Here is a 22,336-nt window from a genome sequence, read left to right as displayed (position 1 = left end):
GACCGCAGATGCCCACGACCGACGCCTGGCACAGCCACCACGTCTTCCTGCACTCCGGGACCGAGGACACCGACGCCTTCCTGCTCCGCGCGGCGGCCCCGCTCCTCGACGGCCTGGTGGCGGCCGGAGAGGCCGACCGGTGGTTCTTCATCCGCTACGCGGAGGACGGCCCCCACGTACGCGTGCGGGTGCGCGGGCTGGCCCCGGCCGCCGCCGCGCGGCTCCCGGGCGAACTGGCCCGGGCGGCGAAGGAGGTGCCCTCGATGCCCGGCCCCTGGACCTCCGCCCACGGCGAGGTCCGCGCCGTCCCGTACCTGCCCGAGACCGACCGGTACGGTGGCCCGCGCGCCCTGCCCCTCGCCGAGGAGGTCTTCGCGGACTCCTCCCGGGTCGTGCTCGAAGTCCTGCGCGAGCTCGCCGCCGCGGGCGGGGGCTCGGCCCGCCTGACGCACGCGGCGGACCTGGTCCACACGACGGTCCACGCGCTCGGCCTGGACCGGCTCACCGCCGCCCGCTGGTTGCGCCGGCACGCGGCCGGTTGGCGCTGGGTCACCGAGGTGGAGCTGCTGCCCGGCGCCTCCGTGCACGCCCGCGTCAACTCCGTCTACGCCGCCCAGCGTTCCGGCCTGCGGCGGCGCGCCCAGGGCCTGCGGGAACGCCTCGCGCAGGGCACCGCCGCACCCTGGCTCGGCCACTGGGAACGGCGGGTCCGCGCGACCGACGCCCTGCTCCGCGCCGGACTGGACCCGGACGCGGCCCCCGACGCGACGGCCTGGATCTGGGGCTCGCAGCTGCACATGCTGCTCAACCGGCTCGGGGTGACCCCGGACGAGGAGCGGGCCGTGTGCCGGCTGGCCGCCCGCACCCTGCTGGAGACCGGGGAGCCGGCGGACTACTTCCCGGCCGGGCACACCGCCCCCGACCTCCAGTACGTGGAGCGCAGCAAGTTCCAGATCGGCCGGCAGGAGGACACGGCCCTGCGCGCCCTGCCGCCCGAGCCGCCCCGGTACGCCCCGGCCGGGCCCGAGCTGCCCCTGCCCGCGGGCCCGCTGCCCGAGGTCCCGCTCGGCGCCGCCCTCGCGGCCCGGGCCTCGGTGCGCGGGGCCCTCGGCGGGCCGCTCGCCGCCGCCGAGCTGGGCGCCCTGCTGTGGCCCGCACTGGCCGACCGGGAGCGCGGCGGGACGCCGCTGCCCGGGGCTCCGGCCGACCTCCCGGTCCACCGGGCCTACCCCAGCGCGGGGGCCCTGTACACCGTCCGGGTACGGCTGCTGGTCCTCGACGTCGAGGGCGTTCCGGCCGGCACGTACGACTGCGTCCCCGAGCGGCGGACGCTGCGGCGCGTCGGCCCGGCCCCGGCCACGGCGGAGATCGCCGCCCTGTCGTCGTACCTGTCCCGGCCCGCGGGCGACCCGCACTGGATCGGCGTCGACGGGGTGCCGGTGGTCCTCGCCCTCTACGCGGACCTCGGCCTGCTGCGCCGCCGCTACGGGCTGCGCGCCCTACGCCTGGCCCTGCTGGAGACCGGGCACCTGGCACAGAACCTGCTGCTCACCGCCACGGCCCTCGGTCTGGCCGGCACTCCGCTCGGCGGTTTCCACGACGACCTGGCCCACGAACTCCTCGGCCTGGACGACCTGGAACAGCCCCTGCAGTACCTGCTCCCGCTCGGTCGCCCCGCGCCCGCCGCCTGACGGGTTGGTGTGAAGGCACGGACCGGCCGGTGCTTTCTGGCGGAATCTCATGGTTTCGGCCAGTAGGTCTGCCCGGGCGCGCCCCGATAGCTTCACCACGACCGGAACGTGGTGGAGGGGGTAGTCATGGGAGCGGTGGCGTCCGTGCTGGCGGCGGCGGTGCTGTGGGGGACGGTGGGGCCGGCCCAGCTCTGGGCGGACACCGGGGTGCACCCCGTGGCGCTCGGGGCCTGCCGGATGCTGCTCGGCGGGCTGGCGCTCAGCCTGCTGACGGTCCGCCCGGCCGGGCTGCGCACGCTGCGGCGGCCCGGGGTGCGGGGGTGGCTCGGGCTGAGCGTGCTGGTGACGGCCGCCTTCCAGGTGTGCTTCCTGCAGGCCGTCGAGCGCGGCGGCGCGGCCCTGGCGACCGCGGTCGCCTTCGGGACCGTGCCCGTGGTCGGCGGCCTGGGCGCCCGGGTCCTGTCCGGGGAGCGGCTGACGCCCCGCCGGCTGGGCGGGACCGGCTGCGCCGTGCTCGGGATCGCCCTGTTGCTGCTGCCCGGCAGCGGGGCCACCGCCGACCTGCCGGGCGTGCTGTTCGGGGTCGTGGCGGGGGCGAGCTTCGGCGTGTACATCGCGGCCACGAAGGAACTGGGGGCGCGCGGCGCGGACCTCGGCGCCGCGGCCCCCGTGAGCGTGCTGTGCGCGGGGCTGCTGGTCTCCCCGTACCTGCTGGTGGCCCCCGAGGGCCTGGCCACCGTCCGCTCGGCCGCCCTGATCGGCTGGCTCGGCCTGTGCACCACCGCCCTCGGGTACCTGCTGTTCACCCGGGGCGTCGGCCGGCTCAGCGCCGCCACGACGGGGACGCTGAGCCTGACCGAGCCCCTGGTCGCGACCGTGCTCGGGGTGGCGGTGCTGGGCGAGCGGCCGGGACCGTCCGCGGCGGCCGGGGCGGCGCTGCTGCTGCTCGGGCTGGTCCTGGTGTCCCTCCCCGAGCGCCGCCCCCGGCCGCGGACCGCCCCGGCCCCGCACACCGAGCCGCAGCCGGCGACCAGGCCCTAGCCGGGCGTGCCTAGCGGTCCTGGTAGGAGCGCATGTTCTCGTGCACGCGGTCGGAGAAGAACATCGGGCCGACCGCGTCGGCCCAGGCCATGCCCTCCAGGGTCAGGGCCAGCGCCCCGCCCCGCTCCCGCAGCCAGCGCCGCTCCAGCAGGGTGGCGAGCTGCGGGCCGAAGTCGTCCTCGAAGCGGGTGGCGAACACCTCCTCGTAGGCGGCGGGGCGCAGGCCCGTGGACTCCAGGAGGTGCTGGAGGACGTACATCCGGCGCCGCTCGCCCTCGTCCATCCGGAACGCCCACTGGGCCCGGCGGAAGCGCTCGGTCGGGGTGGCGATGTAGTCGTCGATGATGCGCCGCACCTCCGGCACCGCCACCGCGTAGTCGGTGGTGTAGTGCAGTCCGGTGGTGAACGAGCGGGCGCCGACGCCCAGTCCGACCATGCCCGCCTGCTGGTTGTACTCGCTGATGCTGCTGCCGTCGGCGTCGTCCACGGCGGCGGTGCCGATCCGCCGGAACACCCGCATGGAGGTCTGCTCGTAGCCGGAGGAGAGGAGGTGGTCGCGGCCGTAGCGGTAGAGCCGCAGCCGCTGGTCGTTCCATTCCTCCAGGGTCTTGGCGTGGCGGGAGCTCAGCCCGGTGAGCGGGCGCACGTACAGCGGGTAGAGGTAGACCTCCTCGGGCTCCCAGGCGAGGGCGGCGTCGAGGGAGACCTTGAAGGTGCGCTCGGTCTGGCCGTCTATGCCGTAGATGAGGTCGATGTTGAGGACGGGGAAGGCCGCCTCCTTCAGCCGGGCGAGCGAGGCCTCCACTTCCTCGCGCTTCTGCGGCCGCACGGCCGCCCGGGCCTCCTCGTCGATGAAGCTCTGCACGCCGATGCTCACCCGGGTCGCCCCGCGCTCGGCGAGCACGGCGATCCGGTCGGCGGTGGCGGTCGCGGGGGAGGTCTCGACCGACCAGGACGCCGCCTTCAGGTCGGCGCCCATGACCTTCTCGCTGATGTCGCAGAGCCGGGTGAGTTCGTCCGCCGTCAGGTAGGTCGGGGTGCCCCCGCCGAACGCGGCGAGGGTGAACCGGACGGGCTCGCCCTTCGCGTCGAGGGCCTCCCGGGTGACGCGAGCCTGCCGCTCCAGGGTGGCGAGGAACGCTCCGGTGACCTCCTCGGGGGCGCCGGTGCGGGTGAAGAGGTTGCAGAACCCGCAGCGCATCTCGCAGAAGGGGACGTGCACGTAGAGGGAGAGGGCGTCGAGGCGCTCCTTCGCCCACAGCTCGGAGAGGAGCGGGCCGTCGTCCAGCAGGCGGTACGCCTTCTGGTGCGGGTAGGCGTACACGTACTGCTCGTACGGGGTGCGCGGCTCGCCGTCGGCCGCGGCGGCGCGGCCCGGGACGGTGGGCATGGGGAGCGGAACAGGCTTGGTCATGACGGGAATTGACTCTCTTTCAAAAACCGGTCAGATCACTGTTCGTGACAGTTCGTCACCCTAGGCTCGGCCCCGGCCACATTTCTGTAGTGCAATTCCCATAAAATGGGTTTCACCGTGTAGAGCTTCATATGCACTTTTTGGTGGAACGGCCCATTCCGTCCCCGGCTGGGGTTCCGTTTCCCGTATGAAGAGACTTCTCATCGCCGCGGGCGGCGGCGGCGACCCGATCACGGCGGCCATGGTCCACGCCGCCCTCCACGGGGCGGACACCCCCGCGCTCGTCCTCACCTACGCCTGGGAACGCCTGGTCGTCGACCCCGTACCGGGGCCCCGCCGCGCCGCCGACTTCACCGGCACCGAACCCGCCGCGCCCGGCCTCGCCCTGATCACCCCCGCCACCGCACCGCGCGCCCCCGCCGGCTCCCTGCTCCCGCGGCTGTCCGGCGCCCTGCGGCCGCGGCTCGGCCTGCTCGACCCGTACGGCGGCACGCTCGGCCTGGCCCGCCAGGTCGCGGCGGCCGCCCGCTGGTGCGGGGCCGAGCGCATCGACCTCGTGGACGTGGGCGGCGACATCGTCGCCCGCGGGGACGAGCCCACCCTGCGCAGCCCGCTCGGCGACGCCCTAGCCGTCGCCGCCTGCGCCGAGGCCGGCCTGCCCACCACCGTGTACGTCGCCGGCCCCGGTCTCGACAACGAGGTGCCCCTGCCCGACCTGCTGCCCCGGCTCGGCCCGCCCGCCCTCCGCCTCGACGCCGCCCACACCGAGGCCGTCTCCGGCGTCTTCGACTGGCACCCCTCCGAGGCGAGCGCCCTGCTGGTCGCGGCCGCGCGCGGGATACGCGGGGTCTGCGGCACCCGGGACGCGCCCCGGCCCGTACTCCTCGACGACACGGCCCGCCAGGTCCACCGGCTCACCCTGGACCGGGTGCTCGGACTCAGCCCGCTCGCCCGGGCGCTCACCGGCTGCTCCTCCCTGGAGGAGGCCGAGGAGGCCTCCCGCGCCGTCTGCGGCTTCTCGGAGATCGCCCGCGAACGCCGCCGCGCCGCCGACCCCGCCACCCCGCCCGCCCCGCACCGCCCGGACCGGGACCCCGCCGCGCTCCTGGACCGCTTCGCCGCCTGGGAACGCGAGACGCTCGCGCGGGGGATCGCGTACGCCACCACCCGGCGGATCACCGAGGAGCTCGACCTGACCGCCGCGGAGGCCCGCGCCCTGCTCGCCGGGCTGCGCACGGCCGGCCCCGAGCGGCACGTCCCCCCGCTGTGGCGGCTGGCCGCGGGCTGAGCGGGTCGTGGTGCCGCCAGGCCCCGGACAGGTGATGCTGGTGGGATGGGTGGTGTGCCCAGGCGCCGGCTGCCGAAGGGCTACGCGGCCTCGGGGGTACGGGCGGTGCGGGTGACGCTGGTCGCCGCCGCCGGGTTCTACCTGTTCCTCTACGGCTTCGGCTCCTCCGTCGCCGCCACGTACGCGCTGTTCTCGGCGGTGGCCCTCGCCGGGCTGTCGCGGATCCCCGGCACGGGGCCCCAGCGGGCCGCCACGGTGCTGCGGCTGGTGCCGGTGTGCTGGCTGCTGGTCGCCGTCGGCACCTTCCTGTCGGTGCGCACCTGGAGCGCCGTCGCCGGGATGCTCGTGATCGGCTTCGTCCTGGCCTTCGCCGCCGTCGGCGGGCCCGGGCCGGCCGGAGCCGGGCCCGGACTGCAACTGCTGTACATCCTGCCGTCCTTCCCCCCGTACGATCCGGGCTCGCTCGGCGTCCGGCTGATCGGCACCACCGCCGGGCTCGCCCTGCTCGTCCTGGCCGAGCGCCACCTCCTCCCCGAGCCCGCTCCACCCCCCTACCGGGAGCTCGCGGCCCGGGCCGCCGACACCGCCGCGCACTGCGCCCGGGAGCTGGCCGCGCCCCCGTACGCGCTGTCGGCGGCCTCGGCCGCCCGGGCGCGCGAGGCGGGCACGGGCCTGCGGTCGCTGAAGGTGCCCGAAGCCGACCGGCCGGCCGGGCCGGGGGCGCGCGACCGGGCGCTGACGCACACGGGCCTGGCCGCCCGGACCCTGCTGAGCCGGCTGTCGGCGCTGCACGGTCCGTGGGACGGCGCCGGGGAGGTGCTGCGCGGGGTCGCGCTGCTCGCGGAGCGCACCGCCGCCCGCCTGCGGCTGCGGGGGGACACCGGCCCGGGCGACGCGTACGACGGGCTCGCCGCGGCCCGGGCCCGGCTGGCCGCCGCCGCGCCCGGACCCGCCGACCCGGCCGTGCTGCGCCGGGACGCGGCGGTGCTGGAGGTGGCCGACGCCGCGCTGACCATGGCCACGGCCGCCTCCCTCGCCGTGCCGGGCCCGGTGGTGGCGGACCGGGTGCAGCCCGGGCGGTTCTGGTACGCCCGGACCCCCGCGCCGCTGCTGTGGTGGCACCGGGTCCGGGGGCACGCCGTGCGCCGTTCGGTGTTCTTCCAGAACGCGGTGCGGATCGGTCTCGCGCTGGCGGCGGCCCGGCTGGTCGCCGGGCTGGACACGCTGCCGCACGGGTTCTGGGCGATGCTGGCGACGCTCTCCCTGACGCGGACCACCGTCGGCGAGACCTGGAGCACCATCCGGATCGCCCTGGCCGGCACCTTCGCCGGAGCCCTGTTCACCGCGGGCCTGCTCACCGTGGTCGGCCCGCACACGCCGGTGTACGCCGTGGTCCTGCCGCTGTGGATGCTCCTCGCGTTCACGGTGGGGCCCGTGCGGGGGGTGGGGTGGGCGCAGGGGATGTTCACGGTGCTGGTGGCCATGGTGTTCGCGCAGCTGGCGCCGGCCACCTGGCAGCTGGCCGAGGTGCGGATGGCCGACGTGCTGATCGGGAGCCTGATCGGCGGGGTGTTCGGGCTGCTGGCCTGGCCCCGGGGCGCCCACGACGAGCTGGGCCGGGCCACGGCGGGCCTGCTGCGCCGGGCCGCCGAGACCGTGGTCGCCACCAGCGCCGCCGTCGCGGCGGGCGGTGCGGGCGGCCCGGGGGAGGGCGCGGTGGCCGGACGGGGCTACCGGTCGCTGCGGCACGCGCTGATCATGGCGGAGTCGGCGTACGCGCAGTTCCAGAGCGAGCCGGCGCACTTCGGGGCCGCCGCCCCGCGCCCGCCCGGACCCGACTGGCAGGCGGCCCTGATGACGGGCCACCACGTCCTGTGGGGCGCTGACCGCCTGACGGCCCCGCCCGACGGACCCGCACCGTCCGCCGTCCCGCCGCTGGACCCGGAGCCGGCGGCGGGGCTGGCCGGGATCGGGGACCGGGTGGCGGGGCGGATGCTGCTGGTGTCGGCGCACCTGGACCCGGGCGGGGACACCCCGCCGGTGCCCGCGCCGCTGCGGGACCCGGCGTACCGGGGGTTCACGGCGGAGCCGCCCGGCGCGCCGCGCCGCTACTACGCGGCGGCCTCCTGGCTGGACTCCCTCATGACCGACCTGGAACGGGTCACGGCCCCGGAGGGCGCGCCCCGTTGACGGCCTCCCCGGGGCGCGGCCCGGGGTCGGCGGCCCGTTCCAGCGCCTCCAGGACGGTGTCGCGGAACAGGGTGGTCTTGTAGCCGGTGCGGGGCAGGGGCCGGCAGCGCCCGAGGACCGTCGACGCCGCCTCGGCGAGGACCGCGGGGGTGGCCTCGCGGCCGGTCAGGGCCTCCTCCACCTCCGGCAGCCGCAGCGGCACCCGGGCCACCCCGCCCGCCGCGACGGCGGCACGGACGACGGTGGAGCCCCGCAGCGAGAGCCGGGCGACGGCCTCGACCAGCGGCCATTCGGCGCCGGCCCGGCTGATGGCCCGGTGGTAGGCGGCGCGCTCGCCGGGCAGCGCGGCGGGCAGCCGCACCGAGGTGAGGACCCGGCCGGGCGGCAGCAGGTGGTCGGCCTCGTGCAGCCCGCTGCCGTCCCCGTACAACGCGGCGACGGGGCGCGGGGATTCGCCGTGCACCTCGACCTCCGCGTCGTAGGTCAGCAGCGCCACGGCGAGGGTCGAGGGGTGCGGGGCCACGCAGGGGCCCTCCCCGGCGACCACCCCGTAGTGGTGGTCGCCCTCGCGGGCGGGGCAGTCGGTGCCGCCCTTCTGCAGGCAGCCGATGTGCGGGTTGCGGAAGTACCAGCAGCGGTTGCGCTGGAGCAGGTTGCCGCCCAGGGTCCCGGCGGAGCGGACCTGCGGGGTGGCCGTGCTCCCCGCCGCGAGCGCCAGCGCCGGCCAGCCCTCCCGCACCCGCGGGTCGGCGGCCAGTTCGGCGAGGGTGGTCAGGGCGCCGACGCGCAGCCCGCCGCCGGGCAGGCCGGTGCAGCCGCGCAGGTGGGAGACCCCGGACAGGTCGGTGAACGGCCCCGGCGACAGGCCCGCGCGCTGCCGGGCGGTGGTGTCGGTGCCGCCGGCGCGCAGCTCCCCGCCGCGCGCCAGGACGGCGGCCGACAGATCGGTGAGGGCGGGCTCGGTGCTCACGGACGCAGTCCTTCCAGGAGCCGGTCGGGGCGGATGGGAAGGTCGTGGGGGCGCCAGCCGGTGGCGTCGTACACGGCGTTGGCCAGGGCTGCCGCGGTGGGCAGGGTGGCCACCTCGCCGAGGCCGACGCCCCCGCCGGGCACGTGCTCGAAGCCCTCCTGGTGGAAGTGGACCGTGATCTCGGGGGTGTCGCCGATGCCGGGGATCCGGTAGTCCTCCAGGTTCTCGGTCAGCACCCGGCCGGTCAGGGGATCCGTGCGCCGCTCCTCGTACAGCGCGTAGCCGACGCCCTGGACGACCGCGCCCTCGCACTGGTTGCGGGCGAGGCGTTCCTCGTGGATCCGGCCGGCGGAGATGCCGCTCCACACGCGCAGCGCCCGCGTCCGGCCCAGCCGGGTGTCCACCTCGACCTCGGCGACCTGGACCGATCCGGTGAACCCGCGGCCGACCGCCAGGCCGCCCAGGGTGAAGGGGAGGGCGAAGCCGCGCCGGTCGCGCGGCCGTCTGCCGGTGACGCGGGTGCCGTGGGCGGAGTCCAGCCGGGAGGCGACGTCGCCGCCGCCGAGCGCGGCGCGCAGCCGGTCGGCGGCGTCCCGGGCGGCGGGGGCGAGCGAGGGGGTGGTGCGGCTGCCCCCGGAGGTCGGGCCGTGCACGGGGCCGCTGCGGCCGATCTCCACGCGGACCCGGCCCTCCTCGATGCCGAGGCCCTCGGCGACGGCCCGGCGCAGGACGCTGCGGGCACCGGTGCCCATGTCCTGGACGGCGCAGCGGGCGACGACCGCCCCGTCCTCGACGGTGAGTTCGACCTCGGTGGCGGGGTCGACGAAGTAGAGCCAGTTGGCGGCCGCCACGCCGACGCCGCGCCGGTAGCGGCCCGAGCCGCCGCGCCGGACGTCGGTCCACACGGGCAGGGCGGCCGCCCAGTCGTACAGGGCGCGGCGCTTGGGGTTCCCGTCCCACTGGCGGCGCAGGTCGATGGGGTCGTGGCCGAGCCGGTGGGCCATCTCGTCGACGGCCTGTTCCAGCGCCCAGCACAGCGGGGGGCCGCCCGGGCCGCGGAAGGGGGCGCCGGGGGGCCGGTTGGTGACGGTGTCGAAGTCGCGGAGCCGGCGCGGGGAGCGGCCGTACATGAACCGGGCCAGCGCGGCCACGGAGCCGCCGACGGAGACCCCGCCGTCGCTGTCGGCGTCGACGGCCAGTGCCGACAGGTCCCCGGCGGCGTCGGCGGCCATCGCCAGCCGGATCCGGGTGGCGGGCCGGTAGCCGCCGTCGGTGAGCTCCTCGTCCCGGTCGAGCGAGACGCGGACGGGGGCGCCGTAGAGCCGGGAGAGCTCGACGGCGGCGACGACGTCGGTGGTCAGCCCCACCTTGGAGCCGAAGCCGCCGCCCACGTGCGGGGCTTCGGCCACCACCCGTCCGGGGGGCAGGCCCCAGCGTTCGGCGGCGAGCTGGGCGACGCGCTGGACGGCCTGGGTGGACACCTCCAGCCGGAGGGTGCCCTCGCTCCAGTGGGCCAGCGCGGTGTGCGGTTCGAGCGGGGTGTGGCTCTGGGCGGCGGTCGTGTACAGGCCTTCGACGAGCCGGTCGGGGGTCTTGGCGCGGGCCTTGAGGATCCGGCGCACGGCCTCCCCGCCGCGCTTGTTCACGCTCACCGGGCCCCGCCGGTTGCCCGCCCACTTCGCGGGCAGCCCGAGGCCGCCCTCGCCGGAGCTGGGCGCCCGCTTGCGGGCCGCCCTGTCCGGGTAGACCAGCGGGCCCTCGCCGGCCCGGGCGGCGCGTACGTCGAGCGCGGCCGGGCGCACCTCGTAGTCCACGACGACCTTCGCGGCGGCCGCCCGCGCCGCCGCCCGGGTCGGCGCCGCGACGGCGGCCACGGGCTGGCCGGCGTAGCGCACCACCCCGTCGGGCGGCAGCAGCCGCACCAGCGGGAGGTCGCCGGCGTCGATTGAGCGGACGAGGGCGTGCGCGTGCGGGGAGCGGACGACCACCCCCTCCAGCAGCCCCTCGGGCCGCAGGTCGGTGGTGTACCGGGCCGCGCCGCAGGCCTTCTCCGGGGCCTCGGCGCGCGGGGGCGGGGCCGCCGGGTCCGGTTCCCCGTCGTACGCGCCCGCGCAGGCGGCGGCCACCGCGTCGAAGATCCGCTCGTAGGCGCCGCAGCGGCACAGGTGGCCGGCCAGGGCGTCGGCGATCCGCTCGCGGCCGGGCGCGGTCCGCCCGTGCCCGGCCCGCCACCGGTCGTGGAACGCGGCCGCCTCGACGACGAACCCGGGGGTGCAGTAGCCGCACTGGAGGGCGTCGCGGCCGGCGAAGGCCCGGGCGACAGGGTGGTCCGCCAGGCCCTCGGCGGTCGTGACCCGGCGTCCGGCCAGCAGGGCGGCGGGCGTCAGGCAGGAGACCCGGGGGTCGCCGTCGACCTGGACGGTGCAGGCTCCGCAGACGCCGCCCGCGCAGACCAGCTTGGTGCCGGTGAGGCCGAGCCGGTCGCGCAGCACCTCCACGGCGGCGGGGTCGTCGTCCGTGTCCGTCGTGTGCGGGACGCCGTTGACCTCGAACTCCACGGGACGTACTCCTCCGGGCGGGGTGGCGACCGCCGGGCCCGCGCGCTCACCTTCACGTCCTTGATATCCCCTCGCCGGGCCCGCCGCAGCGCGCCCGCGCCCGGGGCAGGGCCGGGCGGGTGACGGGCGAGGACCCCGCCGGTCGAGTCCCGCTCGAGCGCCTGACGGCAGCCTTACATACCCCCCACCGGTATGCTAACTTCCCTCACGAAGGTACCCCCTGGGGGTATAGGACAGAGGAAGGGCCAGGGCAATGTCAACCGTCAATCCCCGGCGCTGGTGGGCACTTGGGGTGCTTGCCGCCGCTCAGTTCATGGTGATCATGGACACCTCGATCATCGGGGTGGCGCTCCCCGAGATGCAGAAGGACCTGGGCTTCTCCCAGGGCGAGCTCCAGTGGGTCTTCAACGCCTACGTCATCGTCTTCGGCGGATTACTGCTGCTCGGCGGGCGGCTCTCCGACCTGTTCGGGGCGCGCAAGATCTTCGCCACCGGCTGGGTCGTCATGATCGTGGGCTCCGTGCTCGCCGCCGCCGCGCAGAGCGCCTCCGTGGAGATCGTCGGCCGGGCCGTCCAGGGCGTCGGCGGCGCGCTGATCGCCCCCTCGGCCATGACCCTCCTGATGATGCTCTTCGGGCACAACCCGAAGGAGCTCGGCAAGGCGATGGCCCTCTACGGTGCCGCCGCCCCGGCCGGCGGCACCGCCGGCGTCTTCCTCGGCGGTGTGTTCACCGAGTGGGTGAGCTGGCCCTGGTGCTTCATCATCTACGTCCCGATCGGCGTGGTCACCCTCGCCCTGACGAAGCTGCTGCCCGCCGTCCAGTCCCGCCGCGGCTCCGTGGACGTCCTCGGCGCCGTCGCCGTCACCGCCGGGCTCGCGCTCGCCGTCTTCGCCGTCGTCCGCGCCCCCGAGGTCGGCTGGGGCTCGACCGCCACCGTGCTGGAACTGATCGGCGCCGCCGTCCTCCTCGTCCTGTTCTTCGTGGTCCAGAAGACCATCCGCGAGCCGCTCATGCCGCTCAGCGTGTGGCGGATCCCGCGCCTGGGCTCGGGCAACCTGGCCATGACCCTGCTGGGCGCCGCCTGGATCCCGATGTGGTACTTCCTCAACCTCTACCTCCAGCAGGTCCTCGGCTACGGCGCCTTCGCCTCCGGTGCGGCCCTGCTCCCGATGACCATCCTGCTGATGATCTTCATGACGGCCATCACCGCCCGCCTCATGGGCCGCTTCGGCGCCAAGCCGCTGATCGTCGCCGGCCTGCTGGCCCTCGCCCTCGGCCTGGTGTGGCTCTCCGCGGTCGAGCCGACCGGCACCTTCCTGGTCGACGTCCTGCCCGCCTCGCTCGTCGCCGCGCTCGGCATGGCGCTCGCCTACATCCCGGCGATGATCGCCTCGATGTCCGGCGCCCCGCAGGAGCAGGCCGGCCTCGCCTCCGGCATCGTCAACACCACCTACAACGTGGGCTCGGCCCTGGGCCTGGCCGCGCTGACCGCCCTCGCCACCACCCAGGGCGCCGGTGAACTGGGCAACCTGCCCGCCCTCACCGACGGGTTCAGCTCCGCGTTCATCGCCGCCGCCGTCATCGCGGCCGCCGGCGCGCTGATCACGCTCCTCGCCATGAAGGGCGACAAGGCGGTCGCCGCCGCTGCCGCCGCCCCGGCCGCCGACGCCCCGGCGCCGAAGGGCCAGACGGCGGGGGTCTGACGCACGGGGACGGCCCCGCGCACGCCCCAGGGGTCGCCCGACGTCCTCCCCGGACGTCGGGCGGCCCCTTTTCCGTACCCGAACGAGACAGGGAGACCCCTCGATGAAGGACATCCGCACCCGCGCCGTCCACGTGGCCCACGAACTCGAAGTCCGCGGGAGCCGGCCGCTGTCCGTGCCCCTCGTGCAGTCCTCCGCCTTCGCCTTCGACTCCGCCGACGACCTGGCGCGCGCCATGGCCGGCCCCGACGGGGACTACGTCTACAGCCGCCGCGGCAACCCCACCGTCCGCGCCCTGGAGCGCACCCTCGCCGGCCTGGAGGGCGGGGCCTCGGCCATCGCCTTCGCCTCCGGGATGGGCGCCATCAGCGGGGTGCTGCTCGCCCTGCTGCGCCCCGGCGACCAGGTGATCGCCCAGCGCTGCCTGTACGGGGGCACGTACGCGGCCCTCAAGGACCTCTCCGAGCGCTACGGGATCCGGGTCGACCACATCGCCGGGGACGACGCGGGGGAGTTCGAGGCGCTGGCCGGGCCGCGCACCCGGCTGCTCGTCCTGGAGACCATCGCCAACCCCACCGGACAGGTCCCCGACCTGCCCGGGCTGCTGGCCGCGGCCCGGCGCCGGGGCGTGCTCAGCGCCGTGGACAACTCCCTGGCCTCGCCCGTGCTGTGCCGCCCGATCGAGCACGGCGCCGACATCGTGCTCCACTCCACCACCAAGTACCTCGCCGGGCACTCCGACGTCCTCGGCGGGGCGGCCGTCTTCGCGGACGACGCCCTGCGCCGTGAGGTCTGGCCGCGCACGGTCGAACTCGGCGCCAGCGCCGACCCGTTCGCCGTCTGGCTGACCCTGCGCGGGATCGCGACGCTGCCGCTGCGGATGCGCGAGCACTGTGCCAACGCGGCCCTGCTCGCGCAGCGGCTGGCGGAGCACCCCGCCGTGGCGGCCGTGCACTGGCCGTGGCTGAGAACGCACCCCTCGTACGCCATGGCCCGCAAGGTGCTCTCCGGCGGCGGCGGGCTGCTCTCCTTCGAGCTGCACGGCGGCCGGGAGGCGGGCCGCGCCTTCGCCGAGGGGGTCCGCCTCGCCCGGCTCGCGCTGTCGCTGGGCGGGGTGGAGACGCTGGTCACGCACCCCGCCAGCACCTCCCACCGGGAGCTGGACGAGGCCGCGCTCGTGCGCGCCGGCATCGGTCCGGGCCTGGTGCGGATGTCGGTCGGCATCGAGGATCCGGAGGACCTCTGGGAGGACGTTGAACAGGCACTGCGGTCTTCTTTTGGGTTGACAAAATAAGCGTCTGATTCGTAGATTGGTTCACGCCAGGGAAAACCACTCCTCTACGTCAAGGGGGGCGCGTGATGCGCTATTTCGAGGACTTCCGGACCGGTGACGTCCACGAGCTGGGAACCATCACCGTCACGACGGAGGAAGTACTGGAGTTCGGCAGGCGCTTCGACCCGCAGCCCTTCCACACCGACCCGGAGCTCGCCGCGCAGACCCCGTTCGGCGGCCTCATCGCCAGCGGCTGGCACAGCGCCTCGATGTTCATGCGCCGCTACGTCGACGGACTGCTCGCCTACAGCGCCTGTACCGGATCGCCGGGCGTCGACGAGATCCGCTACCTGCGGCCCGTCCGTCCCGGCGACGTGCTCACGGCGCGCGTCGAGATCCTCGGCTCGCGCCCCTCGCCGTTCAACCCCACCACCGGGGTCGTCCAGCCCAAGTGCACGCTGTCCGACGCCGAGGGGAACGTCGTCTTCAGCATGGTCCTGCACAGCATCTTCCAGCGCCGGCCCGCCGCCTGCTCCCCGGCGCACCCCTGCGCCGCGGAGGACCCGGTCGTCCGCGCGAGCTCCCTGGCCTAGGCCGTCTCTTCCGGCTCTTTCCTGGCCCCGGCCGGGCGCGGGGCCCCGTACCGCGCCCGCCCCCTCCCCGTCCGCCGAAGTGAAGGGAGCCTCCCGTGGAGGCCGTATCCCGCACCGCCCAGTGGACCGCCGCAGCGCGGGCCCTGGAAACCGACCGCGAGGACCGGCTGTTCGCCGATCCCTACGCCCGCACCGTCGCCGACACCATCGGCTTCGAGCTGCTGGAGCGCTACGCCGGAGCCGGCACCGTGCCGTTCCTCGCCATCCGCACCACCTACCTGGACCGGCAGATCGTCGCCACCGTCCAGGAACACGGCATCCGCCAGGTCGTGTTCCTCGCCGCCGGCATGGACACCCGCTTCTACCGGCTGCCCTGGCCCGACGGCGTCACCGTCTACGAACTCGACCGCCCCGCCCTCCTGGAGGCCAAGGCCGGCATGCTGGCCGACGAGCCCCAGCCGGCCGGACGCACCCGCGTCCCCGTCGCCGTCGACCTCACCCAGGACTGGACCGGCCCCCTCACGGCGGCCGGCTGGCGCCCCGACGAGCCCGTGCTGTGGGTCGTCGAGGGACTCCTGTTCTTCCTCCCCGAGGCCGCCGTCCGCAACCTGATCGCCACCCTGGCCGGACACTCCGCGCCCGGCTCGGTCCTGCTCGGCGACGTCATCAGCAAGGCCGCCCTGGAGAACCCGCTCTCCCGCCCCTTCCTGAAGTCCCTCGAAGAGGACGGCAACCCCTGGCTGTTCGGCACCGAGACCCCCGAGCAACTCCTCGCCGAATGCGGCTGGGACGTCCGCGAGGTCCGCCAGCCCGGCGAGGACGGCGCCGACTTCGGCCGCTGGCCCTACCCCGTCCCCGCACGCGGCGTCCCGCGCGTCCCGCGGTCCTTCCTGTTCACCTGCGACCTCCCGACCACCGAGGTGAGAGCGGCATGAGCGCCACCCACGACTTCCACCAGCGCGTCATCGGCGACGCCGGCGCCGCCGTACGCGGCCTCACCGTCGCCCTCGGCGAACGGCTCGGCCTCTACCGCGCCCTCGCCGAGGCCGGCCCGCTCACCCCGGCCGCCCTCGCCGAGCGCACCGGGATCCACCCCCGCTACGCCGAGGAGTGGCTGCACGCCCAGCTGAGCGCCGGCTACGTCGAACGCGACCGGGCCACCGGCGCCTACACCCTGCCCGCCGACCACGCCCCGGTGCTGGCCGACCCGAACGCGATCACCTTCGCCGCCGGGTTCTTCACCGCCCTCAAGGCCCTCTACGGCACCGAGGACCTCCTCGTCGACGCCTACCGCACCGGCGACGGCGTGGGCTGGGCCGACCACGACCCGGCCCTCGACACCGGCATGGGCAGCTTCTTCCAGCCCACCTACGAGCACCGCCTCGTCCCGGACTGGCTGCCCTCCCTCACCGGGGTCACCGGCAAGCTGGCCGCCGGCGGCACCGTCGCCGACGTGGGCTGCGGCGTCGGCCACACCACCCTGCTCATCGCCAAGGCCTTCCCCCAGGCGACCGTCCACGGCTTCGACTACTCCGAAGAGGCCATCGCCATCGCCCGCGGCCTCGCCGAGGAGGCCGGCCTCTCCGACCGCGTCGTCTTCGAGGTCGCCTCCGCCGACGACTACCCCGGCACCGGCTACGACCTGGTCACCTTCTTCAACGCCCTGCACGACATGGGCGACCCGGTCTCCGCCGCCCGGCACGTGCACAAGTCCCTGGACGCCGACGGCACCTGGATGCTCGTCGAGTCCAACGTGTCGCCCGACGACATCGACACCCAGACCCCCGCCGCCCGCATGTTCATGGCCCTCTCCGCCGTGATGTGCCTGCCCGTGGCCGTCGCCCAGCACGGCCCCCACGCGCTCGGCAACCACTCCGGCGAGCAGGCCTTCCGCGCCATCGCCGAAGAGGCCGGCTTCACCCGCTGGCGCCGCGCGACCGAGACCCCGGTCAACGCGGTCTACGAGGTCCGCCCGTAGCGCCCGGCCCACCGGCCCCGGGGCCCGCACGCCCCCGCCTTCACCACCACCCCGAGGAGTCACCATGGGCGTCAGCGCCCCCCTGCCGGTCAACGACCGGTTCCTGGAAGTCCTGGAGCGCCTGAGCCACCGTTCCATCGAGGAGTACTACAACCCGTACCAGCAGTTCGACTGGCCCGAGAAGCTCGACGAGGGCCGCATGTGGATGACCCCCGAGCTGCTCACCGTCTACGGGACCCCCTTCTACGACGAGCTCGGCGAGGAGACCCTCCAGCGCCTCTCGAAGTGGGAGAGCATCAACTTCTACAGCCTCAACGTGCACGGCATCCGCGAACTGCTCATCGAGGTCGTCGGCCGCATCCACATGCCCGGCTTCGAGGTGCCCTCGGACTTCTTCCACCACTTCATCGGTGAGGAGAACGAGCACATGTGGTTCTTCGCCGAGTTCTGCCGCCGCTACGGCGACAAGATCTACGGCTCCACCGCCCTGCGCGCCGACTCCGCCTGGGAGCCCGAGGTCGAGAACTTCCTCGTCTTCTCCCGGATCCTGTTCTTCGAGGAGCTGGTCGACCACTACAACACGCGGATGGCGCGCGACGAGTCGCTGTGCCACACCATCCGCGAGGTCAACCGCATCCACCACCAGGACGAGTCCCGCCACATCGCCTTCGGCCGCGAGCTGGTCTCCCTCCTCTTCACCCGGATGAAGGAGGCCGTTCCCGCCGCCCGCGTCGCCGAGGTCGAGGCCTACCTCAAGCGCTACGTGGTCTACAGCATCAACTCCCTCTACAACCCCCACGTGTACCGGGACGCCGGCATCGCCGACCCGATCGGCCTGCGCAACGCGCTCGTCGCCGACGAACGGCGCCGCCCCCACGAGCGCAAGGCCATCCGCAAGCCGCTCGGCTTCTTCCTGAAGACCGGGATCTTCACGGACGACGTCATGCCCGTCGTCTGAGAGGGCCCACCGCCGCCCGAGAGGTGACAACCCCCATGAGCGTCACGACCGTCAAGACACCCACCACCACCGAAACCCGGGGCCTGCCGTCGCTCGGCCCCGAGGGCACCGCGCTGCTGCGGCTCCTCGACGACACCTTCGAGAGCTGGGGGGTGCACGCCGGGGCCCGTCCGATGACCATGCCCCCGCTGCTCCCGGCCGCCGACCTGGCCCGGCTCGACTACTACGACAACTTCCCCCACCAGGCCGTCGTCGCCGCCCCGCTGAACCTGGACGTCCGGGGGACCAGCGAGTTCTCCACGGACACCGGCTGCTTCCCCTGCGACGCGCTGGAGCCGGCCGCCCTCGGCCTGCCCTCCGCCTCCTGTTACGCCGTCTACATCGACCACCAGGGCCGCCCGGCCGCCGACGACGAGCTCGTCACCGTGGTCGGCTGGTGCTTCCGCAAGGAGGCCCACTACGAGGGCCTGCGCCGCCAGCTCGGCTTCCGCATGCGGGAGATCGTCGCCATCGGCACCCGTGAACACGCCGAGGAGCACCTGGCCCGCTTCACCCGGCGCATCCACGCCTTCGCGGAGGCCCTGGACCTGCCGCTGACGAAGGAGGCCGCCTGCGACCCCTTCTTCGACAAGGGCAGCTCCAAGGCGGTGCTCCAGCGACTGACCCCGGTCAAGCACGAGTTCCTCTACGAGGACCTCGCCATCGCCTCCGTCAACACCCACCGCAACTTCTTCGGCGACCGCTGCGACATCCCCCTCGCCTCCGGCGCGGGCCCGGCCTTCACCAGCTGCGTCGCCTTCGGCCTCGAGCGCTGGCTGTCCGCGCTCACCCGCCGCCACGGCAGCTGGGGCGCGGCCACCGCCGCCGTCCTGAGCGCGAACGCGGCGGGGCCGGCGAGCTGACGTGCAGACCCGACCCGTCGCCCCGCCGGCGGGCGGCCTGGGCTGGGCGAACCTCGGCATGGACATCGTGTCCGTCCACCGTGTCCGCCGGCTGCTCGCCGCATACGGCGAGGACTTCTTCCAGCGCATGCTCACCCCCGGCGAACTCGCCGACTGCCACACCTCCGCCCGGCTCGACGTACTGAGCCTGTGCGGGCGGATCGCGGCCAAGGAGGCGGCCTTCAAGACCCTCCGCGTCGGGGCCGTGGTCCTGCCCTGGCGGGACATCGTCGTACGGCGCTCCGAAGGCGGCTGGCCGCTCGTGGAACTGCGCGGGGCCGCGGCCGGCATGGCCGCCGACTCCGGCATCTCCGGCATCACCGTCACCATCAGCCACGACGTGGACTACGCGGTGGCGGTCGCCGCCCCGCTGGTGGACCCCGCTCCGCCGCAGCCCCCCGCACCGCCCGCACTCCCGGACCCGGCCGCCGGATCCGCGCACACCCCGCAACCCGAACACAGCACTCCAAGGAGAGACACCATGTCCGAAGGCCTGCAGCTCGTGAAGAACTGGCTCCTCGCCCGCCACGAGGAGCTGGACGACATCGCTCCCGACCTGGACCTCATCGAGAACCGGCTGATCGACTCCCTGTCCTTCGTCGAGTTCGTCTTCCTCCTCGAACAGCACAGCGGCCGCTCCATCCAGATGGAGACCCTCGAGGTCGACGAGATCCGCACCCTCGACGCCATCGCCACCCACTTCTTCCCTGCCGAGGTGAAGGCATGAGCAAGCGGCTCTTCACCTCCGAGTCGGTCACCGAGGGCCACCCCGACAAGATCGCCGACCGGATCAGCGACACCATCCTCGACGCCCTGCTGCGCGAGGACCCGACCTCCCGCGTCGCCGTGGAGACCCTGATCACCACCGGCCAGGTCCACATCGCCGGCGAGGTCACGACCACCGCCTACGCGCCGATCGCCGAACTCGTCCGGGGAGCCGTCCTCGACATCGGCTACGACTCCTCGAAGAAGGGCTTCGACGGCGCCTCCTGCGGCGTGTCGGTGTCCATCGGCGCCCAGTCCCCGGACATCGCGCAGGGCGTCGACACCGCCTACGAGTCCCGGGTCGAGGGCGAGGACGACGAGCTCGACCGCCAGGGCGCCGGCGACCAGGGCCTGATGTTCGGCTTCGCCTGCGACGAGACCCCCGAGCTGATGCCGCTGCCGATCCACCTCGCGCACCGGCTCTCCCGCCGCCTGACCCAGGTCCGCAAGGAGGGCACGGTCCCGTACCTGCGCCCCGACGGCAAGACCCAGGTCACCGTCGAGTACGACGGCAACCGGGCGGTCCGCCTCGACACCGTGGTCGTCTCCACCCAGCACGCGGCGGACATCGACCTGGAAGGGCTGCTCACCCCGGACGTCCGCGACCACGTGGTCGAGCACGTCCTGAAGCAGCTCGCCGAGGACGGCATCAAGCTGGACACCGACGGCTACCGGCTGCTGGTCAACCCGACCGGCCGCTTCGAGATCGGCGGCCCGATGGGCGACGCCGGCCTGACCGGCCGCAAGATCATCATCGACACCTACGGGGGCATGGCCCGCCACGGCGGCGGCGCCTTCTCCGGCAAGGACCCGTCGAAGGTGGACCGCTCGGCCGCGTACGCGATGCGCTGGGTCGCCAAGAACGTCGTCGCCGCCGGCCTCGCGGCCCGCTGCGAGGTCCAGGTCGCGTACGCGATCGGCAAGGCCGAGCCCGTCGGCCTGTTCGTCGAGACCTTCGGCACCGGCAGCCTGCCCGACGAGCGGATCCAGGAGGCGGTCTCCGCCGTCTTCGACCTCCGCCCGGCCGCGATCGTCCGCGACCTGGACCTGCTGCGCCCCATCTACGCGCAGACCGCCGCGTACGGCCACTTCGGCCGCGAGCTCCCCGACTTCACCTGGGAGCGCACCGACCGCGTGCACGCCCTGCGCAAGGCAGCCGGGGTCTGACATGCGGATCGCTGTCACGGGTTCCATCGCGACCGATCACCTGATGACCTTCCCCGGCCGGTTCGCCGAGCAGCTGCTGGCGGACCGGCTGGACCGGGTCTCCCTGTCCTTCCTCGCCGACCACCTGGACGTGCGGCGGGGCGGCGTGGCGGCGAACATCGCCTTCGGCCTCGGCGTACTGGGGCTGCGCCCCCTGCTGGTGGGCGCGGTGGGCGCGGACTTCGAGCCCTACCGGGTGTGGCTCAAGGACCACGGAGTGGACACCGACTCCGTACGCGTCAGCGACACCCTCCACACGGCCCGCTTCGTCTGCACCACCGACGCGGAGCAGAACCAGATCGCGACCTTCTACGCCGGCGCCATGGCCGAGGCGCGCGAGATCGACCTGCACGCCGTCGTCGCCCGCGCCGGCCGCCCCGACCTGGTGCTCGTCTCCCCGGACGACCCGCAGGCCATGCTCCGCCACACCCGGGCCTGCCGGGAACTGGGCGTCCCCTTCGCCTCCGACCCCTCCCAGCAGCTCGCCCGGCTCGGCCGGGACGAGGTGCTGGAACTGCTCGACGGGGCGACCCGGCTGTTCACCAACGAGTACGAGTCCGCCCTGCTCTGCGAACGCTCCGGGCTCACCGAGGCACAGGTCCTGGAACGGGTCGGCTCGTGGGTCACCACCCGCGGCGAGGACGGCGTGCGCCTCCGCACCGCCGGTGGCGGAGACCTGACCGTACCGGCGGTGCCCGTCGCGGACGTGGCCGACCCGACCGGCGTCGGCGACGCCTTCCGGGCCGGGTTCCTCGCCGGGACGGCCTGGGGCGTACCCGAGCTGCACGCGGCCCAGCTGGGCTGCGCGGTCGCGGCGACCGTGCTCGACCACACCGGCACCCAGGAGTACCGGCTGACCCGGGAGGCTCTCCTGGCCCGGCTGCGTTCCGCCTACGGCCCGCGGAGCGAAGAGGAAGTGTCCGAACACCTGAGGGGACTGGGATGAGATGAGACGGTCACTGAGGGAGGAGTTCGCGACCCGGGTGGTGGTCGCGGACGGGGCGATGGGGACGATGCTCCAGGCGGCCGACCCCACCATGGACGACTTCCTGGGGCTGGAGGGCTGCAACGAGGTCCTCAACTCCACCCGCCCCGACATCGTCCGCTCGGTGCACGACGCCTACTTCGCGGTCGGCGTCGACTGCGTCGAGACGAACACCTTCGGCACGAACCTGTCCGCGCTCGCCGAGTACGGGGTCGAGGACCGGATCTACGAGCTCTCCGAGGCCGGCGCCCGCATCGCCCGCGAGTCGGCGGACGCCTTCACCGCGGACGACGGCCGGCCCCGCTGGGTCCTGGGCTCCATGGGCCCGGGCACCAAGCTCCCCACCCTCGGGCACATCGGCTACGACCGTCTGCGCGCCGCCTACCAGGAGAACGCGGAGGGCCTGATCCGCGGCGGCGCGGACGCCCTCCTCGTCGAGACCACCCAGGACCTCCTCCAGACGAAGGCCGCCGTCATCGGCGCCCGCCGGGCCCTGGACTGGTGCGGGATGGGAGACCTCCCGCTGATCGTCCAGGTCACGGTGGAGGCGACCGGCACGATGCTGCTGGGTTCGGAGATCGGTGCGGCGCTGACGGCGCTGGAGCCGCTGGGGATCGACATGATCGGTCTGAACTGTGCGACGGGTCCGGCGGAGATGAGCGAGCACCTGCGCTACCTGGCGCGCAACGCGCGGATCCCGCTGTCGTGCATGCCCAACGCGGGTCTGCCGGTGCTGACGAAGCAGGGTGCGCACTATCCGCTGAGTGCCCCCGAGCTGGC

Annotated in this window: 18 protein-coding genes; 15 read left to right on the top strand and 3 right to left on the bottom strand. The window is 74.6% G+C overall.

Features of this window, described 5'->3' with window-relative positions; all coding sequences use genetic code 11:
* The first annotated feature begins 8 nt into the window (after window positions 1-8).
* Both ACFY0O_RS31885 and ACFY0O_RS31880 read left to right on the top strand, forming a co-directional pair.
* A complete protein-coding gene (locus ACFY0O_RS31885; protein WP_388953145.1) occupies window positions 9-1,691 on the top strand; it encodes a thiopeptide-type bacteriocin biosynthesis protein in 1,683 nt (560 codons plus the stop codon).
* 126 nt (window positions 1,692-1,817) lie between these two features.
* Window positions 1,818-2,732, top strand: coding sequence for a DMT family transporter (locus ACFY0O_RS31880; protein WP_388953142.1), 915 nt, complete (start codon window positions 1,818-1,820; stop codon window positions 2,730-2,732).
* Between the two features lie 10 nt (window positions 2,733-2,742).
* Here ACFY0O_RS31880 and ACFY0O_RS31875 read toward each other — a convergent pair whose 3' ends face one another.
* Window positions 2,743-4,122, bottom strand: a complete 1,380-nt coding sequence (locus ACFY0O_RS31875; protein WP_388953412.1) for an STM4012 family radical SAM protein — start codon at window positions 4,120-4,122, stop codon at window positions 2,743-2,745.
* 211 nt (window positions 4,123-4,333) lie between these two features.
* Between ACFY0O_RS31875 and ACFY0O_RS31870 the strand changes: the two genes are divergently transcribed.
* Both ACFY0O_RS31870 and ACFY0O_RS31865 read left to right on the top strand, forming a co-directional pair.
* Complete coding sequence (locus tag ACFY0O_RS31870; protein ID WP_388953139.1) at window positions 4,334-5,434, top strand: DUF1152 domain-containing protein; 1,101 nt, start codon at window positions 4,334-4,336, stop codon at window positions 5,432-5,434.
* Window positions 5,435-5,479: 45 nt separating this feature from the next.
* Window positions 5,480-7,624 carry an FUSC family protein gene (locus tag ACFY0O_RS31865; protein ID WP_388953136.1) on the top strand — a complete coding sequence of 715 codons (2,145 nt, stop codon included), beginning with the start codon at window positions 5,480-5,482 and terminating at the stop codon, window positions 7,622-7,624.
* Here the strand turns inward: ACFY0O_RS31865 and ACFY0O_RS31860 are convergent.
* Together ACFY0O_RS31860 and ACFY0O_RS31855 are read right to left on the bottom strand one after the other, a co-directional pair.
* Window positions 7,596-8,594 carry an FAD binding domain-containing protein gene (locus tag ACFY0O_RS31860; RefSeq protein ID WP_388953134.1) on the bottom strand — a complete coding sequence of 333 codons (999 nt, stop codon included), beginning with the start codon at window positions 8,592-8,594 and terminating at the stop codon, window positions 7,596-7,598. The genes ACFY0O_RS31865 and ACFY0O_RS31860 overlap by 29 nt on opposite strands.
* Window positions 8,591-11,152 carry a molybdopterin-dependent oxidoreductase gene (locus ACFY0O_RS31855; RefSeq protein WP_388953131.1) on the bottom strand — a complete coding sequence of 854 codons (2,562 nt, stop codon included), beginning with the start codon at window positions 11,150-11,152 and terminating at the stop codon, window positions 8,591-8,593. Before ACFY0O_RS31855 ends, ACFY0O_RS31860 begins: the two co-directional genes overlap by 4 nt.
* Window positions 11,153-11,405: 253 nt before the next feature.
* Between ACFY0O_RS31855 and ACFY0O_RS31850 the strand changes: the two genes are divergently transcribed.
* The 11 genes from ACFY0O_RS31850 to ACFY0O_RS31800 form a co-directional block, all read left to right on the top strand.
* On the top strand, window positions 11,406-12,857 hold the full coding sequence (locus ACFY0O_RS31850; protein ID WP_388953128.1) for an MFS transporter: 1,452 nt from the start codon (window positions 11,406-11,408) through the stop codon (window positions 12,855-12,857).
* Between the two features lie 103 nt (window positions 12,858-12,960).
* Complete coding sequence (locus ACFY0O_RS31845) at window positions 12,961-14,151, top strand: trans-sulfuration enzyme family protein (protein WP_388953126.1); 1,191 nt, start codon at window positions 12,961-12,963, stop codon at window positions 14,149-14,151.
* A 65-nt stretch (window positions 14,152-14,216) separates the two neighbouring features.
* On the top strand, window positions 14,217-14,723 hold the full coding sequence (locus tag ACFY0O_RS31840; RefSeq protein WP_388953123.1) for a MaoC family dehydratase: 507 nt from the start codon (window positions 14,217-14,219) through the stop codon (window positions 14,721-14,723).
* Between the two features lie 95 nt (window positions 14,724-14,818).
* Entirely contained in the window at window positions 14,819-15,658 is an 840-nt protein-coding gene (locus ACFY0O_RS31835) for an SAM-dependent methyltransferase (protein WP_358896601.1), read from the top strand.
* Entirely contained in the window at window positions 15,655-16,701 is a 1,047-nt protein-coding gene (locus tag ACFY0O_RS31830; RefSeq protein ID WP_388953120.1) for a methyltransferase domain-containing protein, read from the top strand. Before ACFY0O_RS31835 ends, ACFY0O_RS31830 begins: the two co-directional genes overlap by 4 nt.
* 64 nt (window positions 16,702-16,765) lie before the next feature.
* Window positions 16,766-17,659 (top strand): diiron oxygenase, encoded by an 894-nt coding sequence (locus ACFY0O_RS31825; RefSeq protein WP_388953117.1) that lies wholly within the window; start codon window positions 16,766-16,768, stop codon window positions 17,657-17,659.
* Between the two features lie 35 nt (window positions 17,660-17,694).
* A complete protein-coding gene (locus ACFY0O_RS31820) occupies window positions 17,695-18,561 on the top strand; it encodes a hypothetical protein (RefSeq protein ID WP_388953114.1) in 867 nt (288 codons plus the stop codon).
* Window position 18,562: 1 nt separating this feature from the next.
* On the top strand, window positions 18,563-19,327 hold the full coding sequence (gene acpS / locus ACFY0O_RS31815; protein ID WP_388953112.1) for a holo-ACP synthase: 765 nt from the start codon (window positions 18,563-18,565) through the stop codon (window positions 19,325-19,327).
* Window positions 19,324-20,532 (top strand): methionine adenosyltransferase, encoded by a 1,209-nt coding sequence (gene metK / locus ACFY0O_RS31810; RefSeq protein WP_388953110.1) that lies wholly within the window; start codon window positions 19,324-19,326, stop codon window positions 20,530-20,532. The genes acpS and metK overlap by 4 nt, the downstream gene beginning before the upstream one ends.
* Window position 20,533: 1 nt before the next feature.
* Complete coding sequence (locus ACFY0O_RS31805) at window positions 20,534-21,517, top strand: carbohydrate kinase family protein (protein WP_388953107.1); 984 nt, start codon at window positions 20,534-20,536, stop codon at window positions 21,515-21,517.
* A 1-nt stretch (window position 21,518) separates the two neighbouring features.
* On the top strand, window positions 21,519-22,336 hold an 818-nt coding region (locus ACFY0O_RS31800; RefSeq protein WP_388953103.1), incomplete at its 3' end, for a homocysteine S-methyltransferase family protein.

The sequence above is a fragment of the Streptomyces sp. NPDC001594 genome, from assembly GCF_042893675.1.
In the GTDB taxonomy this organism is placed as follows: Bacteria; Actinomycetota; Actinomycetes; order Streptomycetales; family Streptomycetaceae; genus Streptomyces.
The sequence above is the reverse complement of the archived record's forward strand: the minus strand, read 5'-3'. Positions and strand labels throughout refer to the sequence as shown.

What these genes read in the sequence shown, in the direction of transcription:
- ACFY0O_RS31885 (WP_388953145.1), top strand. Translation starts at nt 9, where the DNA reads ATGCCCACGACCGACGCCTGGCACAGCCACCACGTCTTCCTGCACTCC.
- ACFY0O_RS31880 (WP_388953142.1), top strand. Translation starts at nt 1,818, where the DNA reads ATGGGAGCGGTGGCGTCCGTGCTGGCGGCGGCGGTGCTGTGGGGGACG.
- ACFY0O_RS31875 (WP_388953412.1), bottom strand. Translation starts at nt 4,122, where the DNA reads ATGCCCACCGTCCCGGGCCGCGCCGCCGCGGCCGACGGCGAGCCGCGC.
- ACFY0O_RS31870 (WP_388953139.1), top strand. Translation starts at nt 4,334, where the DNA reads ATGAAGAGACTTCTCATCGCCGCGGGCGGCGGCGGCGACCCGATCACG.
- ACFY0O_RS31865 (WP_388953136.1), top strand. Translation starts at nt 5,480, where the DNA reads ATGGGTGGTGTGCCCAGGCGCCGGCTGCCGAAGGGCTACGCGGCCTCG.
- ACFY0O_RS31850 (WP_388953128.1), top strand. Translation starts at nt 11,406, where the DNA reads ATGTCAACCGTCAATCCCCGGCGCTGGTGGGCACTTGGGGTGCTTGCC.
- ACFY0O_RS31845 (WP_388953126.1), top strand. Translation starts at nt 12,961, where the DNA reads ATGAAGGACATCCGCACCCGCGCCGTCCACGTGGCCCACGAACTCGAA.
- ACFY0O_RS31840 (WP_388953123.1), top strand. Translation starts at nt 14,217, where the DNA reads ATGCGCTATTTCGAGGACTTCCGGACCGGTGACGTCCACGAGCTGGGA.
- ACFY0O_RS31830 (WP_388953120.1), top strand. Translation starts at nt 15,655, where the DNA reads ATGAGCGCCACCCACGACTTCCACCAGCGCGTCATCGGCGACGCCGGC.
- ACFY0O_RS31825 (WP_388953117.1), top strand. Translation starts at nt 16,766, where the DNA reads ATGGGCGTCAGCGCCCCCCTGCCGGTCAACGACCGGTTCCTGGAAGTC.
- ACFY0O_RS31820 (WP_388953114.1), top strand. Translation starts at nt 17,695, where the DNA reads ATGAGCGTCACGACCGTCAAGACACCCACCACCACCGAAACCCGGGGC.
- metK (WP_388953110.1), top strand. Translation starts at nt 19,324, where the DNA reads ATGAGCAAGCGGCTCTTCACCTCCGAGTCGGTCACCGAGGGCCACCCC.
- ACFY0O_RS31805 (WP_388953107.1), top strand. Translation starts at nt 20,534, where the DNA reads ATGCGGATCGCTGTCACGGGTTCCATCGCGACCGATCACCTGATGACC.